At 34.0% G+C, this 25,721-nt stretch carries 25 protein-coding genes; 24 read left to right on the plus strand and 1 reads right to left on the minus strand.

Features of this window, described 5'->3' with window-relative positions:
- Window positions 1-24: 24 nt before the first annotated feature.
- The 11 genes from NKR20_RS05265 (at window position 25) to NKR20_RS05315 (ending at window position 11,902) form a co-directional block, all read left to right on the plus strand.
- The gene (locus NKR20_RS05265) at window positions 25-1,116 is read left to right on the plus strand and encodes a DegT/DnrJ/EryC1/StrS family aminotransferase (protein WP_253428057.1); all 1,092 of its coding nucleotides are present in this window, start codon (window positions 25-27) and stop codon (window positions 1,114-1,116) included.
- A gap of 2 nt (window positions 1,117-1,118) precedes the next feature.
- A complete protein-coding gene (locus NKR20_RS05270; protein WP_253428059.1) occupies window positions 1,119-2,375 on the plus strand; it encodes a glycosyltransferase family 4 protein in 1,257 nt (418 codons plus the stop codon).
- Between the two features lie 11 nt (window positions 2,376-2,386).
- A complete protein-coding gene (locus tag NKR20_RS05275) occupies window positions 2,387-3,694 on the plus strand; it encodes a nucleotide sugar dehydrogenase (RefSeq protein WP_253424197.1) in 1,308 nt (435 codons plus the stop codon).
- Window positions 3,695-3,772: 78 nt separating this feature from the next.
- Window positions 3,773-4,291, plus strand: a complete 519-nt coding sequence (locus tag NKR20_RS05280) for an acyltransferase (RefSeq protein WP_253428061.1) — start codon at window positions 3,773-3,775, stop codon at window positions 4,289-4,291.
- A gap of 28 nt (window positions 4,292-4,319) precedes the next feature.
- Entirely contained in the window at window positions 4,320-5,057 is a 738-nt protein-coding gene (locus NKR20_RS05285; protein ID WP_253424200.1) for a polysaccharide deacetylase family protein, read from the plus strand.
- Window positions 5,058-5,081: 24 nt separating this feature from the next.
- Window positions 5,082-6,152, plus strand: a complete 1,071-nt coding sequence (locus NKR20_RS05290) for a Gfo/Idh/MocA family protein (protein ID WP_253424203.1) — start codon at window positions 5,082-5,084, stop codon at window positions 6,150-6,152.
- A 59-nt stretch (window positions 6,153-6,211) separates the two neighbouring features.
- Window positions 6,212-7,087, plus strand: a complete 876-nt coding sequence (locus NKR20_RS05295) for a GNAT family N-acetyltransferase (protein WP_253424206.1) — start codon at window positions 6,212-6,214, stop codon at window positions 7,085-7,087.
- Window positions 7,088-7,107: 20 nt separating this feature from the next.
- On the plus strand, window positions 7,108-8,244 hold the full coding sequence (locus tag NKR20_RS05300; RefSeq protein ID WP_253424209.1) for a DegT/DnrJ/EryC1/StrS family aminotransferase: 1,137 nt from the start codon (window positions 7,108-7,110) through the stop codon (window positions 8,242-8,244).
- Window positions 8,241-9,392, plus strand: a complete 1,152-nt coding sequence (locus NKR20_RS05305) for a glycosyltransferase (RefSeq protein WP_253424212.1) — start codon at window positions 8,241-8,243, stop codon at window positions 9,390-9,392. The genes NKR20_RS05300 and NKR20_RS05305 overlap by 4 nt, the downstream gene beginning before the upstream one ends.
- A gap of 58 nt (window positions 9,393-9,450) precedes the next feature.
- Entirely contained in the window at window positions 9,451-10,653 is a 1,203-nt protein-coding gene (locus NKR20_RS05310; protein WP_253424215.1) for a hypothetical protein, read from the plus strand.
- A gap of 40 nt (window positions 10,654-10,693) precedes the next feature.
- A complete protein-coding gene (locus tag NKR20_RS05315) occupies window positions 10,694-11,902 on the plus strand; it encodes a lipopolysaccharide biosynthesis protein (protein ID WP_253424218.1) in 1,209 nt (402 codons plus the stop codon).
- A 290-nt stretch (window positions 11,903-12,192) separates the two neighbouring features.
- On the opposite strand, the gene NKR20_RS05320 is transcribed toward NKR20_RS05315, so the two are convergent.
- Window positions 12,193-13,620, minus strand: coding sequence for a DDE-type integrase/transposase/recombinase (locus NKR20_RS05320; RefSeq protein ID WP_253428046.1), 1,428 nt, complete (start codon window positions 13,618-13,620; stop codon window positions 12,193-12,195).
- 165 nt (window positions 13,621-13,785) lie between these two features.
- Between NKR20_RS05320 and NKR20_RS05325 the strand changes: the two genes are divergently transcribed.
- The 13 genes from NKR20_RS05325 to tnpA all read left to right on the plus strand — a co-directional run bounded on the left by NKR20_RS05325 (window position 13,786) and on the right by tnpA (window position 25,320).
- The gene (locus NKR20_RS05325; RefSeq protein WP_253424220.1) at window positions 13,786-14,469 is read left to right on the plus strand and encodes a YveK family protein; all 684 of its coding nucleotides are present in this window, start codon (window positions 13,786-13,788) and stop codon (window positions 14,467-14,469) included.
- Window positions 14,470-14,548: 79 nt separating this feature from the next.
- The gene (locus NKR20_RS05330; RefSeq protein WP_253424223.1) at window positions 14,549-15,205 is read left to right on the plus strand and encodes a CpsD/CapB family tyrosine-protein kinase; all 657 of its coding nucleotides are present in this window, start codon (window positions 14,549-14,551) and stop codon (window positions 15,203-15,205) included.
- Between the two features lie 98 nt (window positions 15,206-15,303).
- Entirely contained in the window at window positions 15,304-16,101 is a 798-nt protein-coding gene (locus NKR20_RS05335) for a TIGR00282 family metallophosphoesterase (RefSeq protein WP_253424226.1), read from the plus strand.
- A gap of 192 nt (window positions 16,102-16,293) precedes the next feature.
- Window positions 16,294-16,560, plus strand: a complete 267-nt coding sequence (locus NKR20_RS05340; protein ID WP_097072367.1) for a stage V sporulation protein S — start codon at window positions 16,294-16,296, stop codon at window positions 16,558-16,560.
- A 257-nt stretch (window positions 16,561-16,817) separates the two neighbouring features.
- Window positions 16,818-18,557 (plus strand): 2-oxoacid:acceptor oxidoreductase subunit alpha, encoded by a 1,740-nt coding sequence (locus NKR20_RS05345; protein WP_121214007.1) that lies wholly within the window; start codon window positions 16,818-16,820, stop codon window positions 18,555-18,557.
- A complete protein-coding gene (locus tag NKR20_RS05350) occupies window positions 18,557-19,423 on the plus strand; it encodes a 2-oxoacid:ferredoxin oxidoreductase subunit beta (protein WP_253424229.1) in 867 nt (288 codons plus the stop codon). The genes NKR20_RS05345 and NKR20_RS05350 overlap by 1 nt, the downstream gene beginning before the upstream one ends.
- Window positions 19,424-19,613: 190 nt before the next feature.
- A complete protein-coding gene (locus NKR20_RS05355) occupies window positions 19,614-21,158 on the plus strand; it encodes a methyl-accepting chemotaxis protein (RefSeq protein ID WP_253424232.1) in 1,545 nt (514 codons plus the stop codon).
- An 81-nt stretch (window positions 21,159-21,239) separates the two neighbouring features.
- Entirely contained in the window at window positions 21,240-21,380 is a 141-nt protein-coding gene (locus NKR20_RS05360; RefSeq protein ID WP_253424234.1) for a hypothetical protein, read from the plus strand.
- Window positions 21,381-21,403: 23 nt separating this feature from the next.
- Window positions 21,404-22,198, plus strand: coding sequence for a nuclease-related domain-containing protein (locus tag NKR20_RS05365; RefSeq protein ID WP_366519706.1), 795 nt, complete (start codon window positions 21,404-21,406; stop codon window positions 22,196-22,198).
- Window positions 22,199-22,257: 59 nt separating this feature from the next.
- Window positions 22,258-22,611: a hypothetical protein gene (locus NKR20_RS05370; RefSeq protein WP_253424239.1), complete on the plus strand. Its 354-nt coding sequence runs from the start codon at window positions 22,258-22,260 to the stop codon at window positions 22,609-22,611.
- A gap of 95 nt (window positions 22,612-22,706) precedes the next feature.
- Window positions 22,707-24,242 carry a tRNA (N6-isopentenyl adenosine(37)-C2)-methylthiotransferase MiaB gene (gene miaB / locus NKR20_RS05375; protein ID WP_253424244.1) on the plus strand — a complete coding sequence of 512 codons (1,536 nt, stop codon included), beginning with the start codon at window positions 22,707-22,709 and terminating at the stop codon, window positions 24,240-24,242.
- A complete protein-coding gene (locus NKR20_RS05380) occupies window positions 24,242-24,679 on the plus strand; it encodes a YlbF/YmcA family competence regulator (RefSeq protein WP_121214001.1) in 438 nt (145 codons plus the stop codon). The genes miaB and NKR20_RS05380 overlap by 1 nt, the downstream gene beginning before the upstream one ends.
- Before the next feature lie 167 nt (window positions 24,680-24,846).
- On the plus strand, window positions 24,847-25,320 hold the full coding sequence (tnpA, locus tag NKR20_RS05385; protein ID WP_253424246.1) for an IS200/IS605 family transposase: 474 nt from the start codon (window positions 24,847-24,849) through the stop codon (window positions 25,318-25,320).
- The last annotated feature ends 401 nt before the right edge of the window (window positions 25,321-25,721 follow it).

Here is a 25,721-nt window from a genome sequence, read left to right on the forward strand (position 1 = left end):
CGAATTTTCTTGGCATCTCCTCACATGAGTGATGAAGAATTTGAACGACAATATATCCAAGAAGCCTTTGACACAAATTGGATAGCTCCTTTAGGCTCGAATGTCAACGCATTTGAAAGTGAGTTTGCCTCAAAGATAGGAGTAAAATCGGCTGCTGCTCTTTCATCTGGTACGGCAGCAATTCACCTTGCGTTAAAAGCAATTGGGATAAAAAAGGGAGATATTGTATTTTGCCCTTCGCTTACGTTTGCAGCAACTGCAAACCCTATTATCTATGAAAATGCAATACCCGTTTTTATAGATAGTGATGAGAACACTTGGAACATGTGTCCGTTTGCCTTAGAAGAAGCGTTTCAAAAATATCCAAACGTTAAAGCAATCATTGTGGTTCATCTTTATGGTTTAGCAGCAAACATGGATCAAATAATGAAAATCGCCAAGAAAAAAAATGTACGAGTTATAGAAGATGCAGCGGAAAGTTTAGGAACTCTTTATAAAGGACAACAAACGGGAACAATTGGTGATATTGGAGTCTTTTCCTTCAATGGGAACAAAATTATCACTACTTCTGGTGGTGGTATGTTAGTTTCGAATCAAAAAGAACACATAGAGAAAGTGAAGTTTTGGGCCACTCAGGCAAAAGATCCAGCGAGATATTATCAGCACAGTGAGCTTGGTTATAATTATCGGATGAGTAATGTGTTAGCTGGGATTGGGAGAGGCCAATTAAAAGTTCTAAACGAGCGAATCGAAAAAAAGAAAGCAATATTTGAATTTTATAAAAGTGCATTAAGTGAATTAGAAGGAATTAACTTTATGCCAATCAATAAATGGAATGAACCAAACCATTGGTTATCATGTATAACATTACATGGGAAGATTAAACCAATTGATGTAATAGAAGCCCTAGAAAAGGAGAATATTGAGTCAAGGCATATATGGAAGCCGTTGCATTTACAGCCATTCTTTCAAAACTATGATTTTATTGGCAAAGGTGTATCAATAAAATTGTTTGAAAGCGGTGTTTGTTTACCTTCTGATACAAAAATGACAGATATTGATATGTGTAGAGTAGTAAATGTGGTTAAAAAATTGTGGGGTGAACACCAAATTTGAAAATGAATGTTTGGATTTTCAATCATTATGCAACAGCTATGTTCGTTGATCAAGGTGGTAGACATTATTCTTTTGCAAAATATTTAAAAGAATTTGAGACTCAATCGACCATATTCTGTGCTTCTACAATTCATAATACAGATGGAATTATTGAGATGGGAGAAAATATTTATAAAACTGACGAAGTGGACAATATCCCGTTTGTATTTTTAAAAACACCCAGATATAAAGGAAACGGTAAACAACGATTAAAGAATATGATTTCCTTTTATCGCAATCTGTTATTAGTAGCAGAAGAATACGCGGAAAAGCGTGGAAAGCCTGATTCTATTTTGGCTTCTAGTGTGCATCCACTTACTTTAGTTGCTGGTATAAAAATTGCTAAAAAGTTCGGTATACCTTGTATTTGTGAGGTACGAGATTTATGGCCAGAATCGCTAGTTGCATATGGAATATTAAATAAGAATCATATTTTAACAAAACTATTATATAAAGGTGAAAAATGGATTTATAAGCATGCAGATAAACTAATTTTTACATTTGAAGGTGGCAAAGACTATATTATTGAAAGGGGCTGGGATAAGGATAGTGGAGGACCGGTTAACCTAGCAAAAGTTAATTATATTAATAATGGAGTAGACCTTGATTCGTTTCATGAGAACAGCGAAAAATATAAAATAGAAGACTCAGATTTATCGAATGATCATCTTTTTAAAGTGGTTTATGCAGGCTCTATTCGAAAAGCAAATAATGTTCAAAAGATAATCAACATTGCAGAAATTATACAAAAAAAGAAGAATGATAGAATTATTTTTTTAATATATGGTGATGGAACTGAAAGAGAATCATTACAGAAATACTGTAGGGAGAATGGTATCAATAATATTAAATTTAAAGGTGTAATTTCTAAAAAGAACATACCTTATGTCCTAAAAAAATCCGACTTAAATGTTGTGCAGCTTTTCGAAAAAAATGACCTAAAAAAATACGGAACTAGTATGAATAAGCTATTTGAATATTTTGCTAGTGGCAAACCGACTATTTCGGATTGCAAATATGGATATGACTTAATAAAAAAATACAATTGTGGACTCGTTACTGACAATGCAACTCCAGAACAAATAGCTGAAAATATCATTCAGTTCTCCCAAATTTCACAGGAAGATTACGAAACATATTCAAGAAACGCATTGAAAGCCGCGCAAGATTTTGATTTTAAAGTGTTAACCAAAAGACTAGACCAAATTATTCGAAAATAGAGGGTCAGAATATGAGAATTTTGATGGAAAAATTATTAAACAAATCGGCAGTTCTTGGCGTAATTGGCTTAGGGTATGTAGGCCTTCCCCTTGCAGTTGAAAAAGCAAAAGCGGGTTACCGAACAATTGGATTTGATATACAAGAATCAAAAGTGAACATGGTGAATTCTGGTATAAATTATATTGGAGATGTTGTAAACGAAGATCTTGAGGAAATCATAAAATCCGGTAGACTTCAAGCTACCACTAATTTTGATCAAGTAGCGAATGCGGATTGTATTTGTATTTGTGTTCCTACTCCATTAGACAGTTATAAGCAACCTGATTTAAGTTTTGTAAAAGCCTCTGCAGAAAACATCGTCCCATTTTTACATGAGGAGATGTTAATCATTCTAGAATCCACTACATATCCTGGAACAACTGAAGAATTAATAAAACCAATTTTAGAATCATCTGGCTTAGTCTGTGGGAAAGATTTTTATCTTGCTTTCTCTCCAGAACGGGTAGATCCAGGTAACCTCTATTATAAGACAAAAAATACCCCTAAAGTTGTTGGTGGTGTTACGCCAACATGTACAGATGTGGCTGCAACTTTATATGAAATTATTTTAGAAGCACCAATTCATCGTGTTTCCTCACCGGCTGTTGCAGAAATGGAAAAGATTTTAGAAAACACGTATCGAAATGTAAATATCGGTCTAATAAATGAATTAGCAATTTTGAGTAATAAAATGAATATCAATATATGGGAAGTCATTGAAGCTGCAAAATCAAAACCATATGGATTTCAAGCTTTCTACCCTGGTCCGGGGTTGGGAGGACACTGTATACCATTAGATCCGTATTATTTATCTTGGAAAGCTCGTGAATATGGATTTCATACTTCGATGATTGAAGCTTCTATGATGATAAATGATCGGATGCCTGAATATTGTGTTGAACGTGCAAGTAGAATACTAAATCAGTATAAAAAATCGTTAAATGGTTCTGAAATATTAATGCTAGGAATCGCCTATAAACAAGATATTGATGACTATAGGGAAAGTCCTGCAATTAAGGTAATTGATGAATTAGAAAAAGAGGGGGCAATCGTTAAATATTTTGATCCATTTGTCCCAGAATTTCCGAAGAGTGGAAGAGTCATAAAGGGAGAGACTGAATTAACGAAAGTGTTAATAGAGCAGGCAGATCTAGTCATTGTGACAACGGCTCATACGAACGTAGACTACTCCTTTGTACAACAACATGCGAAAGTAATTTTTGATACAAAAAATGCACTAGTTGATGTATCAAGCAGAGAGAATATAGAACTTTTATAGGAGGAGGTATACGATGTACCAAAAGGGGGTTTAAACTATTTTCTTCATGAAAGTAGTTACGTAGACGCCAATGTCTCAATTGGTAAGGGGTCAAAAATATGGCATTTTTGCCACATTCAAAGTGGTGCAGTAATTGGTGAAAATTGTACGCTTGGTCAAAATGTGAATGTAGGGAACAATGTCATAATTGGCAATGGTGTAAAAATACAAAATAATGTATCTGTATATGAAGGTGTTGAATTAGAGGACTATGTTTTCTGTGGACCTTCAATTGTATTTACAAATGATTTAACTCCGAGAAGTCAATATCCAAAAGGTTCAAAAGGCTATATAAGAACATTAGTGAAATTTGGTGCAACAATTGGAGCAAACGCGACAATTATTTGTGGCAACACCATTGGACGTTATGCCATGATTGCATCTGGTGCAGTTGTAACGAAGGATGTCCCAGATTATGCATTGATGGCTGGGGTACCAGCAAGACAAATTGGATGGGTTTGTGAATGTGGAAGAGGATTAAAAGAAACGTTAACTTGCTCTGAATGTAATAGGGCCTATCAATTAATAAATGGAAAATTAGAAAAAAGTGATGGGTAAGGGGATAATTAATTGAAAGGGGAACAAAATGGAGTTTTCCACTGAAGGATATATAAAATTATTAAATTTATTAATAGATAAAGGATATAACTTTTGTTTTTATGACGAAATCGATGAAGATAAAAAAACAGTTATTCTTCGACACGATGTTGATTACACCATTGATAATGCCCTTAGCATGGCAAAAGTTGAACATAATCTTGGTGTGAAATCTACCTATTTCTTCTTACTAACAACAGATTTTTACAATCTTTACTCCAGAAATGCTACTGAAAAACTACAAAAAATTTTATCCTTAGGTCATGGAATAGGGCTTCATTTCGATGAAAAAAGATATGATGTATACACTGTTGATGATGTAAAACAGTATGTACAAAAAGAAATAACCCTTCTTAGTGAATTATTGAATAGGGAAGTAAATGTAGTTTCTATGCATCGACCTTCTAAACTCATCTTAAACAACGATATTCAATTTGATAATATAATAAACTCTTATTCTTCAAAGTTTTTCAATGAAATAAAATACATTTCGGACTCCCGTATGTACTGGCGTGAAGACCCTATTCAAACAATTAACTCTGATTCTTACTATCAATTACATGTATTGACCCATCCATTCTGGTTTTTTACAGAAGGAAAAACAATGAAAGAAAAATTAGAAACATTTATTAGGCATGCAATGGAAAATCGCTACGATAATATAAACGATAATTTTAGACAGTTGGAGGAAGTATTGCCTAAAAGTGATTATTTTGAATGGATCTAACCTTATTAAAATAGGGGTTGAAAAATGACAAACTTAACATATGCGATTATCGGATGTGGGAGAATTTCACCCAATCATATTAACGCTGCTATCAATAATCATCTTGAAGTAGTAGCAATCTGTGATTTAGATGTTTGGAAGATGGATCAAACGATAGAGAAATTTGCATTAGGTGAAAAGGTAAAAAAATATAAAAATTATAAAGAAATGATAGAAGTTGAACAGCCTAATTTAGTAGCGATTTGTACAGAAAGTGGGAAACATGGTCAAATTGCCCTCGATTGTATTGAAGCTGGTTGTCATTTAATAATTGAAAAACCTATTGCACTTTCTTTAGAAGAAGCGGATTGCATCATAAAAAAAGCGGAAGTAAATAATGTTAAGGTCAGTGCTTGCCATCAAAATCGTTTTAATTTATCCGTACAAAAATTAAGAGAAGCAGTTGAGAAAAATCGATTCGGTAACCTTCTTTATGGAACGGCTCACATTCGGTGGAATAGAGGAGAATCGTATTATAAACAAGCATCCTGGAGAGGAACCTGGGAACAAGATGGTGGGGCTCTAATGAACCAATGTATTCATAATATCGATCTCTTACGATGGATGATGGGGGAAAAAGTCGTTGAAGTAGTTGGTATGGTGGACAATTTACTTCATGATTATATTCAAGCTGAAGATTTTGGTGTCGCTTTAGTTCGTTTTGCGAATGGAAGTTATGGAATCATTGAAGGAACGACCAATGTTTACCCTACTAATTTAGAAGAAACTCTCTATATATTTGGAGAACGGGGTACTGCTAAACTCGGTGGAAAGTCCGTTAATAGAATAGAAGAGTGGCTATTTGCAGATGAGCTTGAAGATCCATCGAAGGTAAAAGAAGTTTATGCAGAAAATCCTTCCGATGTATACGGATTTGGTCATACTCCGCTTTACTCAGATGTAATCAATGCTATCAAAGAGGATAGGGAACCATATGTAACGGCAAAGCATGGAAGAGACGCATTAGAGCTCGTACTTGCCATTTACAAAGCATCCTTTGAAAAAAAAGGTGTTAAGCTTCCTCTACTGCGCGGAAGTACGTTAGACTTTATTTAATAATAGAATGAAGGGAATGGCTTATGGCAGACCTTGAAAAATATAGGCGTTTTAGTGAAATGGAAACGAAGATGCCTTTATTTTCAAAGGGTTGGTGGATGGATACAGTTTGTTTAAATGAGTGGGACGTTATATTAATAGAGGAAAATGGGAAAATAATTGCTTCATTACCTTTTTATAAACAAATACAAAATGGTCAATTAACGATTCAGAAGGCACCACTTACTCAAACGAATGGCATTTGGATCTATTACCCACCTAATCAAAAATATGAAAAAAGGCTTTCATATGAGAAAAAAATAATGAATGAAGTAATTGATGAAATTGAAAAATTAAATATCAAAAAATATCAACAGTACTTTCATTATTCAATCACCAATTGGCTACCTTTTTACTGGAGAGGTTTTTCACAAACAACACGATACACATATGTTATAGAAAATAATTTAGATTTAGATGAGATTTATAAAAATTTCAATTCAAATGTTCGTAAATTAATTCGTAAAGCGAAGAAAAAGGTCGTTGTTAAAGAAAATCTTGATATTTATCAATTTTACACTTTAAATCAAATGACCTATGAGAGACAAAATTTAAAGACGCCATACACTCTAGATATCGTATTAAGAATCCACAAAGAATGCTTGGAACGGAATGCGGGAAAGATTTTATACTGTATAGATCAGCAAAATAATATACATTCCGCAGCTTATTTTGTTTGGGATGATGAGTCTGTGTATTATCTAATGTCTGGTTCAGACCCTGCTTTTCGTAGTTCCCAATCCTTAACATTGTTATTGTACGAAGGAATAAAATTGGCAAATAACATGGGGAAAAAATTTGACTTTGAGGGAAGTATGAAAGAAAACATCGAACACCATTTCAGACAATTTGGTGCCAAACAAATTCCTTATCATAATATTTATAAAACTTTTTAATAGGGAAATGGAGTGGACCATTGAAATTTCAATTTAGAGATTTACAAGCTCAATATAACGCTTATAAAACTGAGATTGACTCAGCAATCCAACGAGTGTTATCTGATGGTCAATTTATAGAAGGAAAAGAAGTTCGTGAATTGGAACACCAACTTGCAAAATTTATAGGAGTTAAACATTGTATCACATGTGCTAATGGGACAGAAGCGATGACCATTGTATTAAAGGCATGGAATATAGGTGAAGGAGATGCTGTTTTTGTTCCGAATTTCACCTTCTTTTCAACTGCTGAAGTTGTAGCTTTTTGCGGGGCGACTCCAATTTTTGTAGATGTCTGTAGGGATACTTTTAATATGGATTCGCAAAAGTTAGAAGAAGCGATTTTGAGTGTTTTATCGGAAGGGAAATTAACACCAAAAGTAGTCATCCCTGTAGATTTATTTGGATTGCCAGCAGATCATCAAAACATCGATAAAATTGCAAAGAAATATAATTTATTAATTTTGGAAGATGGTGCGCAAGGCATTGGTGGTAGCATCAATGGTAAGATGGCGTGTAGTTTTGGTGATGCTGCAACAACCTCCTTCTTTCCAGCTAAACCACTTGGCTGCTACGGCGATGGAGGAGCCATATTTACAAACAATGATGAACTTGCCATTATAGTACATTCCTTAAAGGTACATGGAAGAGGGGAAGACAAGTATGATAATATTCGCATCGGTGTAAACTCAAGACTCGACACCATCCAAGCAGCTATTTTACAAGTGAAATTAAAAGCTTTTATAATAGATGAATTAGAAAAGGTAAATCAAATTGCTTTCTATTATCATGAGAAATTAAATAATTATGTTGAAGTTCCTACAATTCCTAAGGGCTACTATTCTAGCTATGCTCAGTACACTTTAAAATTAAAATCCTTGGAGAAAAGGGACGGTTTACATAATTCACTTAAAAATTTTGGAATTCCAAGTATGATTTATTATAAAAAGCCTTTACATCAACAGAAAGCTTTTTCTAATTTGCTTGTAGATGATGAAAATTTATCAGTATCCATTGAGCTTTCAAATTGTTCACTTTCTTTACCGATGCATCCGTATATGAATGAGTGGGATGTGGAACAGATATCTAAAGTAGTGATAGATTATTTAACAAAATGAATGGTATGAATGAACAAAATTGGAGAGTGAATATCATTAAAAAAGTTTGCCATTTAACAAGTGTTCATCCAAGATATGATATTCGAATTTTCCAAAAGGAATGTAAATCGTTAGCTCGCCATGGATTTGATGTTACTTTAATTGTCAACGACGATATAGAAGATGAGACAATAGATGGGGTAAAAATTGCATCAACTAAATTTAAACCGAAAAACCGATTATTACGTATGTTGTTATCGAATAAAAAGATATTAAAAAAAGCATTAGAAGTGGATGCAGAAATTTATCATCTTCACGATCCAGAATTATTGCCCATAGGTAATAAATTAAAACGGCTAGGGAAAAAAGTAATATTTGATTCCCATGAAAATTATTTTCTTACAATACTAGATAAAACTTATATTCCGAAGTTATTCCGAAGCTTTGTCGCGAATATTTATAAATTATACGAAGCATACTCCGCAAAAAAAATAGATGCCGTGATTATTCCTTGTACTTTTAATAATAAAAATCCCTTTGAAAAAAGTGCAAATAAGACAGTTGTTCTTGATAATGTACCAATATTGAATGAATTATATTCTCAATTCGATGATGAAAAAACATATACGAATCGTACAATATGTCATGTAGGCTTATTAAACGAATATAGAGGTGTTACACATAATATTCGAGCAGCAGCAAAGGTTAAGGCGACACTTTTATTAGCAGGAAAGTTTTTTTCTGAAAACTATTATAAAAAACTATGTGAGATGCCCGAATTCAAATATGTTGAATATAAGGGTTATGTCGATCGAAATGGAGTATTGGAAATTTATAAGAAAAGTACAATTGGACTTTGTACAGTTTTAAACCATGAAGAACCTATTAAAATGGATAATTTTAATACAAAAATCTATGAATATATGTCAATGGGTTTACCAGTCATTCTAACAGATTCACCATATGCTAGGAGAATACTAGATCAGTATAATTTTGGCCTCGCAGTAGACCCAAGTAATCAGGAAGAACTATGCGATTCGATTAATTTTCTTTTGGACAATCCGAATATTGCAAAGGAAATGGGTAGAAATGGACGATTGGCTATAAAAGAGCGATTCAATTGGAGTATTGAAGAACAAAAACTCATTTCTTTGTATAAAGAGTTGTAAACATATGGTGAGAGACTTCTAATCTTCTGTATTTAGATAAGATGGAAAAGAGGATCCTATGGATGGTACAGTAGAGAAAAAACATAGTGTGAATGAGGAAATAGCTGATCTAAAAATAAGTATCGTGATTATTTCTTCAACCGTTGTACTTCCGATTCAATTTTTAATATTATTCTCCTTAAATCTATACGAAACCTCTATAGGAAACGCGATACAACTTTTTTCAAAAGGGATTGTGGCAGTTTTATTTCTTTTTACGCTCCCCATCATATTGAAAAAAAATATGATGAAGTTAATAGTCGTCTATTTTCTTGGTACTTTCATCTTTTTTCTTCAATTTATCATTTTTCCAGAAAATCGTAATTATTTAATCGAGCTTATTTTTCCGCTTTTCTTCATGTGTTTACCAGTATTTATTTATACAGTTACGTTAAAAAATTGGGCTGTATTAAAAAAGGTAATGGAACAAGCGAGTATCATTATTTTTATTGCTTGTGCCATTATGGGCATACAAGTAATTTTAGGTACTGCATCAATAGGAACTTATAGTATGACATTCTCTTATTACCTTCTGCTACCAGTGGTAATATCGCTAAATGAGCTTATTGAGCGATTTCGTTTACTTCCTTTTATTATTACAATGTTGTCTATTTTACTAATCTTATTAATTGGTTCAAGAGGTCCCTTACTATGTATTGCAGTATTTATCATATTAAAATTGATTAGACCCGGTGTCAGTATAGCAACTTCAAAAATGAGGATTTTTTCATATTTCACCCTCATCATGTTAATTTTGTTTTTTTGTATTAATTATAAAAATATCATTCTAGTAATAAATTATAACCTTTTGAAATTTGGATTTTATAGTCGGAGTATAAATCTTTTCCTTTCCAATGAAATTTATTTAAGTGGCCGTGATGAAATCTATGAAATGATTGTGCAGAATATTGTTAATAATCCTTTTCTAGGTATTGGAATAGCTGGGGATAGGAGAGTTGCAGATGGTGTATATGCTCATAATATCATGATCGAATTTTTTGCAAATTTTGGCGTAATTATTGGGACAATATTAATCACAGCATTACTTTTTAAAATGACTAAATTATTATTTTCAAAGGATATAAATGTTTATAATATGATGATTCTTTGGATCTCAATGGGCTTTATTGAATTATTGGTGAGTGGAAGTTATTTAACACATATTCCATTTTGGATTTTACTAGGATTGATTATAAATAAAACCATTTTACAAAAATCTTGAATGTTTCATAGTAAATATAATCTAATGGGAGTATTTATGGATGAGTAAAAAAAAGTTTTTGCTCGATACAGTTTTTAATATTATAGGGACGGCTATTCCAATTATTATATTACAATTATATACTCTTCCTAAAATTGGAGATAAGTTTGGAGAAGAGCAGTACGGAATAGTCATAACATTCATCAGTCTTTTTACAGTATTAAGTTTTCCTTTTGGGAATGTATTAAACAATATTAGACTATTATTAAACCGCAAATATGAAGAAAACAATTATAGTGGAGATTTTAATATACTATTATTATATAGTATGGGCATAAGTGCCATTTTGGTAGCCTTTTGCACGTTTTTTTATGAAGGTAACTTGTTAATTACAAGCATTCTTTTAATGATACTAATTACATCATTAAATTTAATTAGAGAATATTATGTTGTAAGTTTTCGAATTGTCATTAATTATAAAAAAATATTAATCAATAATATTATCTTAGCTGCTGGCTATGTAGTAGGGACAATACTATTTCAATATACTGGTGCTTGGCAAACAATATATATCTTAGGTTTTGGATGTAGCTTACTTTATATTATTAAAAATTCAACTCTTTGGAAAGAACCTTTTGAGAAAACTATCTTATTTAAGTCTACAACATATAAAAGTTCGGTATTACTGGGTTCATCACTGTTATCCAATGTACTATCTTATGCCGATAAACTCCTACTTTTCCCCTTATTAGGACCAGTATCCGTATCCATTTACTATACCTCTACAATTGTAGGTAAAATCATTTCCATGATCATTAATCCTATTAACGGTGTAATTTTAAGCTATTTGTCAAAAATGGAAAAAATCCAGCTCAAAATATTTCTATCTATAATATTAGTGACGAGTTTTATTGGATTAATTGGATATTTTTTTACCGTCTTTATAAGCCCTTTTGTTTTAAACTTTTTATATCCAAGTTGGGCTGAGGAATCATTGAAATACATTTATATTACCTCTGCTACTGCTATTGTGGAGTTAATGATTTCAGTAATTAATCCTTTTATACTAAAGTTTAATAATATCAATTGGCAATTTGTAATTAATGGAACTAATATAATTGTCTATCTAGTGAGTACAATTGTTTTGTACAATTTTTATGGTCTTGCAGGTTTTTGTATGGGAATTCTAGTTTCTAGTACCTATCAATTTATATTAATGATAAGTATATTTTTATATGAACATAGAAGAGCATTAAATGCTCATTTGTAATTAAATGTTAGGCTTTGGAGGTAGTGTCAAAACTTCTATGAAAAATTGAAAAACACAAGGTATTGGGCGATAAGTACTCTCCGAACGAGGGGACAATCGCTCTTGACAAACATTCCGAAAAGGTTGCGCCCATATTTTTGAGGGCGAAGGGGAAAAAGTAGGCACACCAAATAACCCTCGCCAAATACCAATTTTAACCTTTTCTCCATTCGGTTTGTCAAGAGTTCGCTACGCCGATTGTCATTCGTATGTAGTTATTTGAGGGCTCTGCTAAAAAAAGTAGGCTGCGGTTATTTCGTTAACTCCAATTGGGCCAGTTCAATCAGTTTTGTCCAACGTGCTGGCATATGTGGCATCTGGTCCAACTCTGGAATCATGACCGGCACACGCTTTTCCAGCTTTGCATGCGGTCGAAGGAAATTAAAATAGGCCACAAACATCGTCACAAACGATACCGAGCCAGCTTCGGAACCAAAGCCTGTTGTCGCACGGTAATGCCCTTTAAATGTCCGGTTTAGACGTTCGATAATTTGTTTCAACCAACGATATTCGGCTGACACTGGATCTTCGTTCGTTAAGCCTATCACTTGTGTCACATCAAACCAAATGTCATGTTGTGCGAAAAAGTGTTGTGCTAATAAGTAAATGGGGTTGCCATCCACGATTAAATTCAGGTTTTCGGGAATCTCCTTGAACTTTTGTAAAACATCATCGATTGCTTTAATGGCAGACAATGTATCGCGATTAGGCGAAACACGGTAAGAGAGAATAACTTTTTTCGCCGCATCAAAGAAAAAGAATAAGTAATGCCATTTCCCATTAACCCGAATATACGTTTCGTCGCCACAAAATTGATCGGACAGTTCATAAGGATAACCATCAACGAAGGGCTTCATCAAGATGGAGACACTGTTCACGTAATTTAATATCGTTTGATGTGAAATGGAAACATTATGTATGTCTTGCATAATCGCTGCTGTTTTCCGTGCTGAAATACCGTAATTCACATGGTATGTCAAAATCAATCCAAGTGTATGGGATGACGTATGAATCCGTGATAAATCTACACGTGGTTTTACTGGTGATGCTGGAGATAAAGGTTGATAATCAAACAAAAATTCACGATAAATATAACGCACTTTAAACGCCTGTGGATCTTGTTTAAATCGGGTCTTTTCTTCCTTACTCATTCGACCTATATTGGATAAATAATAGGAACACTGATTACTTTTACACTTCCAAATGTGAAAATCTTTTCGCTCTTTAATTTTCTCTAAGGTCTTCATACAGTGGGGGCAACGAAGAATAGCCTCTTTCTGATAGCGACTTTTTTGATTAAATAAGCAATCACATACCTTACATTGATATTGTCCTTTTGCACCATTATTCGCATACAAATACGAGGAAGGTGCACCACACTTAGGACAACAGAGGTTTTCAGGTACTTTTGATTTGGACTTGGCGTGTCGTCTTACAGGCTTTAATTCTTTGCCATGTTCATGGAAGTAGGCGATTAGTAAATCCTGAAAGGATGCTTTTTCAGGTTGATACAGAATGGGTAACTTATCAACTTGTAACTTGCGGTATTCTTTATTAATTGGCTGTTCAGGACGCACACTTCCAACAGCCTTACCAAATATTATCACCATTAATATTTTAATTATTTTTTCTTGGTACTTGATAAATTCAATTAAATACGCTAATAATTGAGGGTACAAACTTGTCACTTCCTTTTTGGGTAGTTGTGTGGTGTGGTAACCTCAACTAACACCAAAATCCAGGGGGTGGCAAGTTTTTTTGCGTAAAAGACTATAAAACCAACGATTATTAGCGATTTATATATATAAGTTTTGACAATACGGCTTTGGAACAGGGGGGACAAAATGCAAACTCCAATTAATTATCAAAAATTAAAAAGGGCAATAATTAAATATACTGTTTCTACTATCAGTATAACGATTCTTTGTGTAAGCATTGCTCTTGTATATAGTTTCTATATTGCAAAACCAATGTATGAAGCAGAAACGCAATTATTAATCAATCAAAAAAATGTGAATCAAGAGGTTAATTTCTATCAGGCGATAGAAACTGATTTACAATTAATAAATACGTACACGGTCATTATCCAAAGCCCAGTTATACTACAGCAAGTAATTAAAGACTTAAATTTGAACATAACAGAAGAAGAATTAACTAATAAAATTACTGTACACAATGTGAGTGAATCGAAGGTAATAACGATCAAAGTGAGGGATAAGAGTCATTATCAAGCAGTTCAAATCGCTAATTCAATTGGAAAAGTAGTTAAAGAGGAAGTTCCGAACTTAATGAGCATTGATAACATTAATATTTTATCCCTTGCAAAATATCAAGATACCCCAATTCCAATTTCGCCTAACATACCTCTAAATATAGCAATTGCCATTACGTTTGGCATATTTCTTGGAGTCGGTATTGCCTTTTTAAGAGAATATTTCGATACATCGATAAAAAATGAGAAGGAACTAGAAGAATTGTTGGAATTACCAATAATAGGTGTTGTTAGTTCAATTCCTGAAAAAACTTAATTACAATTAATTATGTAAGTTTCACTAGGAAAGGATGGAAAGAATTCTAAAAAAGAAAAAAAAAATATCTCGAATGCCAATGTCAAGAAAACTTATAACAATTAGTGAACCAAAGTCAATATTTTCAGAGCAGTTTCGAACAATTCGTTCTAACCTTATGTTTACTTTACCTGAAAAGAATTTCTATTCAATTCTAGTAACTTCATCAATCCCTGCTGAGGGAAAATCAACCATTGTAGCAAATATTGGTGTTGTCTTTGCTCAAGAAGGAAAAAAAGTATTAATTGTAGATGCGGACATGCGAAGACCGACATTACATTATACATTTGATTTTTTTAATGTGCATGGCCTTTCAAATGTTTTATCAAGGACAGCAAAGTACGATGAAGTATTAAATGAAACGCATGTAAAAGGGTTATATGTTTTGCCATCTGGTCCTATCCCTCCTAACCCTTCAGAATTATTAACTTCGAAATATTTGGATGAATTTATAAAGGATATGTCAAGATATTTCGATATTGTTCTATTTGATGCACCGCCGATTTTACCAGTTACAGATGCACAAATGTTATCAAAAAAGTGTGATGGAACAATACTAGTTGTTGACTCTATAAATACAGAACGAGAAGAAGTACTTAAAGCCAAATCCATTCTTCAAGCAAGTCATGCAAATATTTTAGGTGCAATTTTAAATAACACTGAATTATCTAAATCGGAATATCAATATTATTATTAAAAAGTTGGGGCTATCAGTTTAGATAGCCCCATTCACTTTGATTATTGATGCAGCAAAATGGTAAAATAAAAGTGTTATTATAGAAAGTAGGTCGTACGATGAAAGTATTGTTTATTGGTGATATTGTTGGTTCAATCGGGAGAGATGCTGTAGAAAAATATTTACCGCGCTTAAAGAAAAAATATGCTCCTGATGTTGTGATTGCAAACGGAGAAAATGCTGCAGCTGGACGTGGCATAACTAGAAAAATTTATCAACAGTTATTACAAGTAGGTGTTGATGTGATCACAATGGGAAATCATACTTGGGATAATAAAGATATATTTGACTTTATTGATGATGCAGATTATTTAATTCGTCCTGCAAACTTTTCGAAGGAAGCACCTGGAAAGGGCATGGTTCAAATTTCGAAAAACGGTGTGACATTATCGGTAATTAATTTACACGGTCGTGTCTTTTTACCGCCCCATGAAGATCCATTTGCAGTTGCAGATGATTTAGTAGAGGAAGCAAGAAAAACATCTCCATTAATTTTTGTTGATTTTCATGCGGAAGTAACGAGTGAGAAAATTGCCCTTGGTTGGCATTTAGATGGACGAGTATCAGCATTAGTTGGAACACATACCCACGTACAAACGGCAGATGCACGCATTTATCCAGGAGGAACAGCGTATATTACAGATGTTGGGATGACTGGACCATATGATGAAGTATTAGGAATGACAAAAGAAAGCGTTATTTATAAATTCCAAACAAATATGCCATCACGTTTTGAAGTACCAAAAGCAGGGCGTGACGTGTTGAGCGGTTTCTTTGTTGAAATTGATGATAAGACAGGTAAAGCAAAACACTGTGAACGCGTATATATTAATGAAGATTATCCGTTTCAAGGTTAATGGATCTACAGCTTTTTCAAAAGTTTCATAATAATAAAAAAACATTTCCAAATTCAGTTACATTAGATTCTATTTTCCACTTTAGCAACATAAAATGTGTTACGGACACTAAGTTGAAGTCCTTTGAATGAACGCCAAACAATTCAATTGCTTCATTCAACATTTATTAAAGCTATATGGGGAGGAATAAATGTGGATTCATTAAAAGTATCGTCTCGCTCTAATCCAAATTCTGTCGCAGGTGCGCTTGTTGCGGTGATCAGGGAGCAAGGATATGCGGAAATGCAAGCTGTAGGTGCAGGTGCTTTAAATCAAGCAGTAAAGGCAGTTGCGATTGCGCGAGGTTTTGTCGCACCAAGTGGTACCGACTTAATTTGCGCACCTGCATTTGCTGATATTACAATTGCAGGGGAAGATCGTACGGCATTGAAGTTGGTTGTTGAAAAGAGAAATCGTTAGTTAAAAATTTAAACCAGAAAGCTCTTGTTAATTAGCTTATGTCTAATTAGCAAGAGCTTTTTCAATTTGTTAGTATGTTCTATATTTTAATGAAGAAAGCTAAATTGACGGAAATGTACAACATGTGATAACTGTCATTCCGTCAAAGGTCTGATTTTCATGTAAATGTTGTAAATTGGATAGTTAATGAAAAAAGTTCGTGTTAAACTATGATAGGAAAAAATATAAAAAATAGTTTCGTTTAAGGAGTTGTTAAAATGTTACATCAGCTTTCATGGAAAGTCGGTGGGCAGCAAGGGGAAGGGATCGAGAGTACCGGAGAAATTTTCTCAATGGCTATGAATCGTTTAGGATATCACCTATACGGTTACCGTCATTTCTCTTCACGTATTAAGGGTGGCCATACGAATAATAAAATTACAGTAAGACCTACAGAAGTCCGTTCTATTGCAGACGATTTAGATATATTAGTTGCATTTGACCAAGAAACAATTGAAGTAAATTATAAAGAGTTAACCGAAAAATCAATTATATTAGCGGATGCGAAATTTGAACCTGTGAAACCAGAAGACTCAAAAGCACCATTATTTGTTGTTCCTTTTACAGAGATTGCAACCGAACTTGGTACATCTCTAATGAAAAACATGGTGGCAATTGGTGCAACTTCTGCGCTTCTAAACTTAGAAACGTCAGTATTCCAAGGTGTTGTAGAAGAAATCTTTGGCCGTAAAGGAGAAGAAGTCGTTCAAAAAAATATGGACGCAATCCAAAAGGGTTACGATGCAATGAGTGAACTTTTAGGAGATCGTGTTGGTGAATGGGAGTTAGCACCAGCTGATGGAAAACGCCGTATGTTCATGATTGGGAACGATGCTGTTGCGTTAGGTGCAATTGCAGCGGGATCACGTTTTATGGCAGCATACCCAATTACTCCAGCATCTGAAATTATGGAATATATGATTAAAAAACTTCCAAAATTAGGTGGAGCAGTTATTCAAACGGAAGATGAAATTGCAGCTGCAACAATGGCTATCGGAGCAAACTATGGTGGTGTACGTGCCTTCACAGCATCAGCTGGCCCTGGTCTTTCATTAATGATGGAAGCGATTGGTCTATCTGGTATGACAGAACAACCATTAGTTATTTTTGATACGCAACGTGGTGGTCCATCTACTGGTTTACCTACAAAGCAAGAACAATCCGATTTAATGGCAATGCTTTATGGTACACACGGGGAAATTCCAAAAGTGGTTATTGCGCCTTCTACATTAGAAGAAGCATTCTTTGATACAATTCAAGCATTTAATATTGCAGAAGAATTACAACTTCCTGTAATTGTAATTACGGATCTACAACTTGCGTTAGGAAAACAAACAACAGATCCATTTGATTATAGTAAAATTCAAGTTCGCCGTGGTAAACTTGTTGATCGAGAAATCGAACCAAACGACAACAAAGATTATTTCAAACGATATGAAAATACTGAAGATGGTATTTCACCTCGCGTCTTCCCAGGTACACCAAATGGTATTCACCATGTAACTGGTGTTGAGCACGATGAAACAGGTAAACCAAGTGAAGCAGCTGGTAACCGTAATACACAAATGGACAAGCGTTTCCGCAAATTAGAAAACTTGAATTTTGATACACCTATTTACGTAAATGCTCCTCATGAAGAAGCAGACGTATTACTTGTTGGTTTTAACTCAACACGTGGTGCAATTGAAGAAGCTCAAGAACGTCTTAACGAAGAAGGTTTAAAAGTAAACCATGCACATGCTCGACTAATTTTCCCATTCCCATCAAGTGAAATGGCTCCATTAGTTGCAAGTGCAAAAAAAGTAATTGTCGTTGAAAACAATAAAACTGGCCAACTTGCAAACATTATGAAAATGAATGTTGGCGGTCACGATAAAATTGTTAGTCTCACAAAATACGACGGTACACCGTTCTTACCAGGTGAGCTCAAAACTAAAGTAAAGGAGTTGCTTGACTAATGGCAACATTTAAAGATTTTCGTAACTCAGTGAAACCTAACTGGTGTCCTGGCTGCGGTGACTTTTCTGTTCAAGCAGCTATTCAACGTGCTGCAGCAAATGTCGGTATTGAACCACATGAGCTTGCAGTTGTTGCTGGTATCGGTTGTTCTGGTCGTATTGCAGGTTACATTAACTCATACGGATTCCATGGTATTCATGGCCGCGCATTACCGATAGCACAAGGTTTAAAAATGGCAAACCGAGATTTAAACGTAATCGCTTCAGGTGGAGACGGAGACGGTTTTGCAATTGGTATGGCGCATACAGTCCATGCCATCCGTCGCAATATCGATATTACGTACGTTGTAATGGATAACCAAATTTACGGTTTAACAAAAGGTCAAACATCACCACGTTCTGCAAAAGGATTTATTACAAAATCAACACCTGAAGGAGCAATCGAACCTTCATTAAAACCTTTAGAAGTGGCATTATCATCAGGTGCAACATTTGTAGCACAAGGATTCTCTACTGATATTAAAGAATTAACAGCATTAATCGAAGCAGGTATTCAACACAAAGGCTTCTCTTTCATCAACGTATTTAGCCCATGTGTAACATACAATAAAGTGAACACATATGAATGGTTTAAAGAGCATTTAACAAAACTATCTGATATTGAAGGTTATGACTCTTCAAACAGAGAATTAGCAATGCAAACAGTAATGGAAAAAGAAGGTTTAGTAACTGGTATTATTTATCAAGATACTGAAACAAAATCGTACCAAGAAAAAATTCCAGGGTTTGCAGATGCGCCATTGAATAGCTTAGATATGAATTTAAGTGAAGATCAATTTAATCAATTAGTTAAAGAATTTATGTAGTATTGGGCTGTGCAGAAAATTTTCTGTACAGCCTTTTCCATGCAATTAACATATTGCTTCTGCGGTGGTAGGAAGAATCTAAAATGCCTTTTTAGACTCTTCCTTTTTTACATAAATTTTACAAATAATCTACATCAACTTTATAGTACTAATCTATGCTCGAACTACAAATATTGTGGGGGTCGAGTACATGCGTTTGAAACGCTATATAAAGGTGAATGACCGATTACTAGTTTTAATGATAGTTTGTATCTTATCAAATTGCATACTTGCTATTTTTAGCATGGATTATTTAAGAAAGATGGAAAATAACACTGAGAGAATGTATGAAGAAAAGGTTTTAGCTGTAAATACAATTTCAAACATTGAAGAAAGTGTCTATCAGGGTAACTTCCATGAAGCAAGGGAAATTCAAAATAACTTACCCAATTTTGATAAGAAAATGGAGTTTTACAGTAAACAATTAAATACCACTTTAACTGACCAGAACTTAAAAGAATCATTAAATATTTTGAAAGAAACAAAACAATATGTCGTTGATCGGGCTAATAGTCAATTGAATACATATCAGAAAGATATTGCATTTGGTTATAAATTATTAACTGGTGTTTCACTTTTTATTAGTTTAGTCATTATCTACTTTAATTTAGGGGCAACACGTGCTGTGAAAATTCCAACAAGGCAACTTAAATCATTATTGAAAAAAGCAGAACAAGGAGATTTTACGAGTGTTGCTACTTATGATTCAAAGGATGAACTTGGAGAAGTAATGCTTAGCTTTAATCAGATGGCGACAGAAGTGAAAGAGTTGTTAAAAATTGTTCAACAAAGTGCTGCTTCGGTTGATGAAGCAAACGAACAACTCCAACGTGCATCAGAAAAAACAACGGAAGCCTCTATACATATTTCCCAAGATGCTACGAGTTTAACGAAATCAACAATTCGTTCAACCGAGCAACTAGATGTAAATACAATCTCGATACAAGAAATTGCTTCTGGTGTTGAAACCATTACCCAGCAAATTGAATACATTGAAAGAAATATTCATCAAACGGTAAACGAGGCAAATGCAGGTGTTCACTATGTAACAATGAACATGGAACAAATGCAAAAGATAGAACATGCAGTAACACTAACGAATGAAATGATGTTAGTTTTAGCGAACCACTCCAATAAAATTGAACAAGTCATTGAAATAATTAATTCAATTGCTGAACAAACCAAACTTCTTGCTTTAAATGCGGCAATTGAAGCAGCAAGAGCTGGTGAATCTGGAAAAGGATTTAGTGTAGTAGCAGGGGAAGTTCGAAAACTCTCTGAGCAATCAGTTGATTCAACGAGGGTTATTGAAGAAATCGTTAAACTTATTCAAAAGGATATGAAAGAATCCGTACACTTTATGGCTAGTGCTATTGAATCAGTTCAATCAGGTATTGAAATCACAAATCAAACTGCTGCTAAGTTTCAACAGATTGTTTCTGCAGTAAATGAGGTAGGTCCTCACATTGGTGAAGTATCCGCAACGATACATTCCATTACTACAAACACGAAAGAAGTTGCAAATAACTCAGTGCAATTAAGAGATATGGCAAAACAAAATGCCCTTCGCATTGAAAAAGTATCGAACTCAACTAATGAACAATTAAACGCAACTCGAAAAATGCATAGCGAAATTCAAAGGATAGCAAAAAATATTCGCTCGTTAACGAACTCTATTAAGAAATTTAAAGTATGAAATGATGAATTTCTAGCTTTTTCTAGTTTCCTATTTTATCCCTCTCGCCTTTCAGTAGAATGTAAGGTAGGAGGGATTTTTTTGACCGTAATTGTACGAAAACTACCATCGAAAATAGTAGTATTGGATGCGTTACTTCGAAGGGTACCTTTAGAAAAAAGAGAGTATATAGAGAATCTATTAAAACGCGCGGAGATTGGTTACTTAGGAGAATTAAGGTAGATACTATTTGGAAAGAACTAGATTTGCCAATGAAGTTTTTACTTTTTCATAATTATGAAATTCCTCATTATCAAATTGACACATTGTTCGTTTGTCCTCATTTCGTTCTTATTCTTGAAATAAAAAATGTGGCAGGATACATTTGGTATGAGCCGGAAAAACATCAATTTTTACGGAAAAGAAAATCGGGAGAAATTGAAAGCTTCCAAAGCCCCTTTGATCAGGTCAAAAGAAATGTAGAAAAAATGGAACGTATTATAAAATATCTAGGGATAAATATTCCGATTCATAAAGCTGTTGTAATAGTTGAACCAACTACAGTAATTGGAAATATGCATGGAGAAATTTCAATTTTCCATGCAATTGGTTTGCGCACAGAGGTGAAAAGGCTATTATTAAAATATAGTAAGCAGAATTTAGGAATTGTACAATTTGAAACGTTAAAAGAGAATCTTCTCAAATTGTATCAACCTAGTAAGTATAAACCTAAATTTGAAATTCCCCCTATAAGAAAGGGTGCCTTATGTAACTGCGGAAAAGTGATGGCTTACAAAAGAGGTTTTATTTGTACCTGTGGCAACAAGTCGAAAGAAGCATTATACCAAGGGTTGCATGAATATCGTGTATTAATCAGTGAAAGGATTACAAATCGTGAATTTAGAGATTTTTTCTTTATCGAAAGTCACGATGCAGCTAATAAAATTCTAAAAAGATTAGATTTTCAATATACAGGGAGCACTAGAAACAGGGCTTATCTTATTCCAAAAGATGTTTGGCGGGATTTGGCGGGATTATATAAATTTTTGGCGGAATTTTAAACATATTTGGCGGAATTAATTCAAAAAATGGCGGAATTACACAAAACGAGGTCACTCAATTGAACAAAATAATCAATTTTCTCGAAATCAAACAACAAAAAACGAACGAGCAACTTAATAAAATATTTAGCAAAGCAAATACATTAAAAGATCCTTACCAAATTGATAAATTGGTAGAAGAAAAATCCCTCGCAGTACAGGATCATAAATTATTTTTGGGGTTTCTTAAATATCTAGAAGAAAAGCAAATTGAGCCAAAAACAATTTTTAACCAAGTACTTACCTTACCAAAACATCAATTTGAAGACCAATACCAAATGAATTGGCAATCGGTTGTGCAGCTTTGTTTTACTTTCCTTGCAATTTTGAAAGAAAATGATTACAAACAATATGAACAGTTCATCAAATTATAACAACTTTTATTGTTCTTTCTACCTATTATTCGTTATAATATTAAAATGGGATTCGAATGTACGAAACCAATCTTGAAAGGAGTTTCTGGATTTCAATGAATGAGGAACAACGACTAGCTAGTCAACAAGTGAAACAACCAAAACCTGAAAAAGATTATAGCAGTTATTTTGAACGAGTAGTTACAGCAGCTCCTTCTTTAAAAGATGCGAAAAAGCGCGGTAAAGAAGAAGTAAAATATCATAAAGATTTCGCAATTGATGAAGAATTCTTAGGAATGGGTCAAGGGCGTAAATTTTATATACGTACGTACGGTTGTCAAATGAATGAACACGATTCTGAAGTAATGGCAGGGATTTTAACACAATTAGGATATGAACCAACTCATTTAATCGAAGAAGCGGATGTTGTATTGTTAAATACATGTGCAATCCGTGAGAATGCGGAAAATAAAGTATTTGGTGAACTTGGTTTCCTAGTTAAATATAAACGTCAAAACCCTGAAATGTTAATTGGTGTTTGTGGCTGTATGTCACAAGAAGAATCGGTTGTTAATAAAATCTTAACAACATACCAACATGTAGACATGGTATTCGGTACACACAATATCCACCGTTTACCACATATTTTAAAAGAAGCCTACATGTCTAAAGAAATGGTTATTGAAGTTTGGTCAAAAGAAGGGGACGTAATTGAAAACCTTCCAAAACAACGTAATGGTGCGATTAAAGCTTGGGTAAACATTATGTACGGTTGCGATAAATTCTGTACATACTGTATCGTTCCATATACTCGTGGTAAAGAGCGTAGTCGTCGTCCTGATGAAATTATTCAAGAAGTACGTGAATTAGCAGCACAGGGCTACCAAGAAATTATGCTTTTAGGTCAAAACGTAAATGCATACGGGAAAGACTTTACAGATATGGAATACCGACTTGGAGATTTAATGGACGAGCTACGTAAAATTGATATTCCTCGTATTCGTTTCACAACAAGTCACCCACGTGATTTCGATGATCACTTAATTGAAGTGTTGGCGAAAAAAGGAAACCTAGTGGAACATATTCATTTACCAGTTCAATCTGGATCAAATGACATTTTAAAAATTATGGCGCGTAAATATACACGCGAACATTTCTTAGATTTAGTGAGAAAAATTAAACAAGCAATTCCAGATGTTGCATTAACAACTGACATCATCGTAGGTTATCCAAACGAAACGGAAGAACAATTCCAAGAAACAATTGATTTATACCGTGAAGTTGGATTTGAAACGGCCTTCACTTATATCTATTCCCCACGTGAAGGAACACCTGCTGCAAAAATGAAAGATAACGTTCCATTAGAAGTGAAAAGAGAACGTCTTCAACGATTAAATGCAGTTGTGGAGGAATTCTCATCAGCGGCATTAAAAAAATACGAAGGCCAAATTGTCGAAGTATTAGTTGAAGGTAGCAGTAAAAAACGTGATGATGTATTAGCCGGTTATACGCGTAGAAATAAATTAGTGAACTTTACAGGACCGCTTGATTTAGTTGGTCAAATTGTGAAAGTAAAAATACTCGAGGCGAAATCTTATTCACTGCGTGGTGAGTTTGTAGAAATCGTTAAACGACATGAGGTGGAAGTATAATGACAACAAAGCTTTATACAAAAGACGAAATCGTGGCAAAAGCAAAAGAAATTGCACACATGATTGCAAATACAGAAGAAGTTGAATTTTTCAAAAAAGCAGAAGCACAAATTAACGAAAATCAAATGGTACGTGAAAAAATCGCTTCTCTAAAAACTTTACAAAAACAAGCTGTGAACTTCCAACATCTTGGTAAAGAAAAGGCAGTAAAATTGGTTGAAGAAAAAATCGCAAAAATTGAAGAAGAAATCGATGCTGTACCGATTGTACAAGAATTTAAACAATCTCAATCAGATGTAAATAATTTATTACAACTTGTATCAAATGCCATTGCAAACACAGTAACAAATGAAATCATTGAATCAACTGGCGGCGACCTATTAAAAGGTGAAACAGGTTCAAAAATTAAAAACAGCCAACCTGGAAGCTGCTCATAATAAGTAAAAACCTCCTACATATTGTAGGAGGTTTATTTTTTGGTTAAATGAAAACCCCCTGCTATGCAGGGGGTTCCAAAAAGCTTTTAGCTATGGACAAAAAAAATACTCCAATCGTACAATAATATATGGTCTGGTCAACCAATTATGTACGAAAGGAGATCCATATGGATAATAAAAGTTTAGCACATACAACATGGAATTGTAAGTATCACATTGTGTTCGCACCTAAATATAGAAGACGAATTATTTATGGTCGAATTAAAGCAGATATCGGTAAAATATTACGGCAGTTATGTGAGCGAAAGGGCGTGGAAATTATTGAAGCAACAGCATGTCCTGATCATATACATATGTTAGTAAGTATTCCACCAAAGTTAAGTGTCTCTAGTTTTGTAGGGTATTTAAAAGGGAAAAGTAGTCTCATGATATTCGATCGACATGCAAATTTAAAATACAGATATGGGAATCGAAAATTTTGGTGTCGAGGGTATTATGTCGATACAGTAGGAAGAAATAAAAAAGCGATTCAAGAATATATCAAAAATCAGTTGCAAGAAGATATTCTGGAAGATCAAATGACCATGAAAGAATTCATTGACCCATTCACAGGAGAAGAAATAAATCGAAGCAAAAAATAAAATAGCCGCTTTAGCGGTAGTCGGAAACGTAGTGCGGTTGGCAGACCATTCAGCGCGTCTTTAGACGTGGGCCAGTAACCCAGCGTTTCACGCGCAGAGAAAACCACCAGTTCGACTGGTGGTTTTTATTTTTTGTGTTCCCCACGAATAACTCTACTCATTACTATAGAAGGTTCTTTAATTTTCCCCTTATTTAACTCCCATATCGACTGACAGTTTCATAATTAGATTTTTCATTTTTTAGGAACACAATTTGCCCAACAGTAATACTATAAGTGGGAAGTCAGAAAGAACTCGGTTAGTGAACATCAAACTTAACAAAAAAATTCAAATCCAGGACATTTCACCAATTAGGCACTAGCCGCATACTATAGTTCGACTAGATAGTAAAGGAGGAAAAG

The organism is Ureibacillus endophyticus (assembly GCF_024159215.1).
Lineage (GTDB): Bacteria > Bacillota > Bacilli > Bacillales_A > Planococcaceae > Ureibacillus > Ureibacillus endophyticus.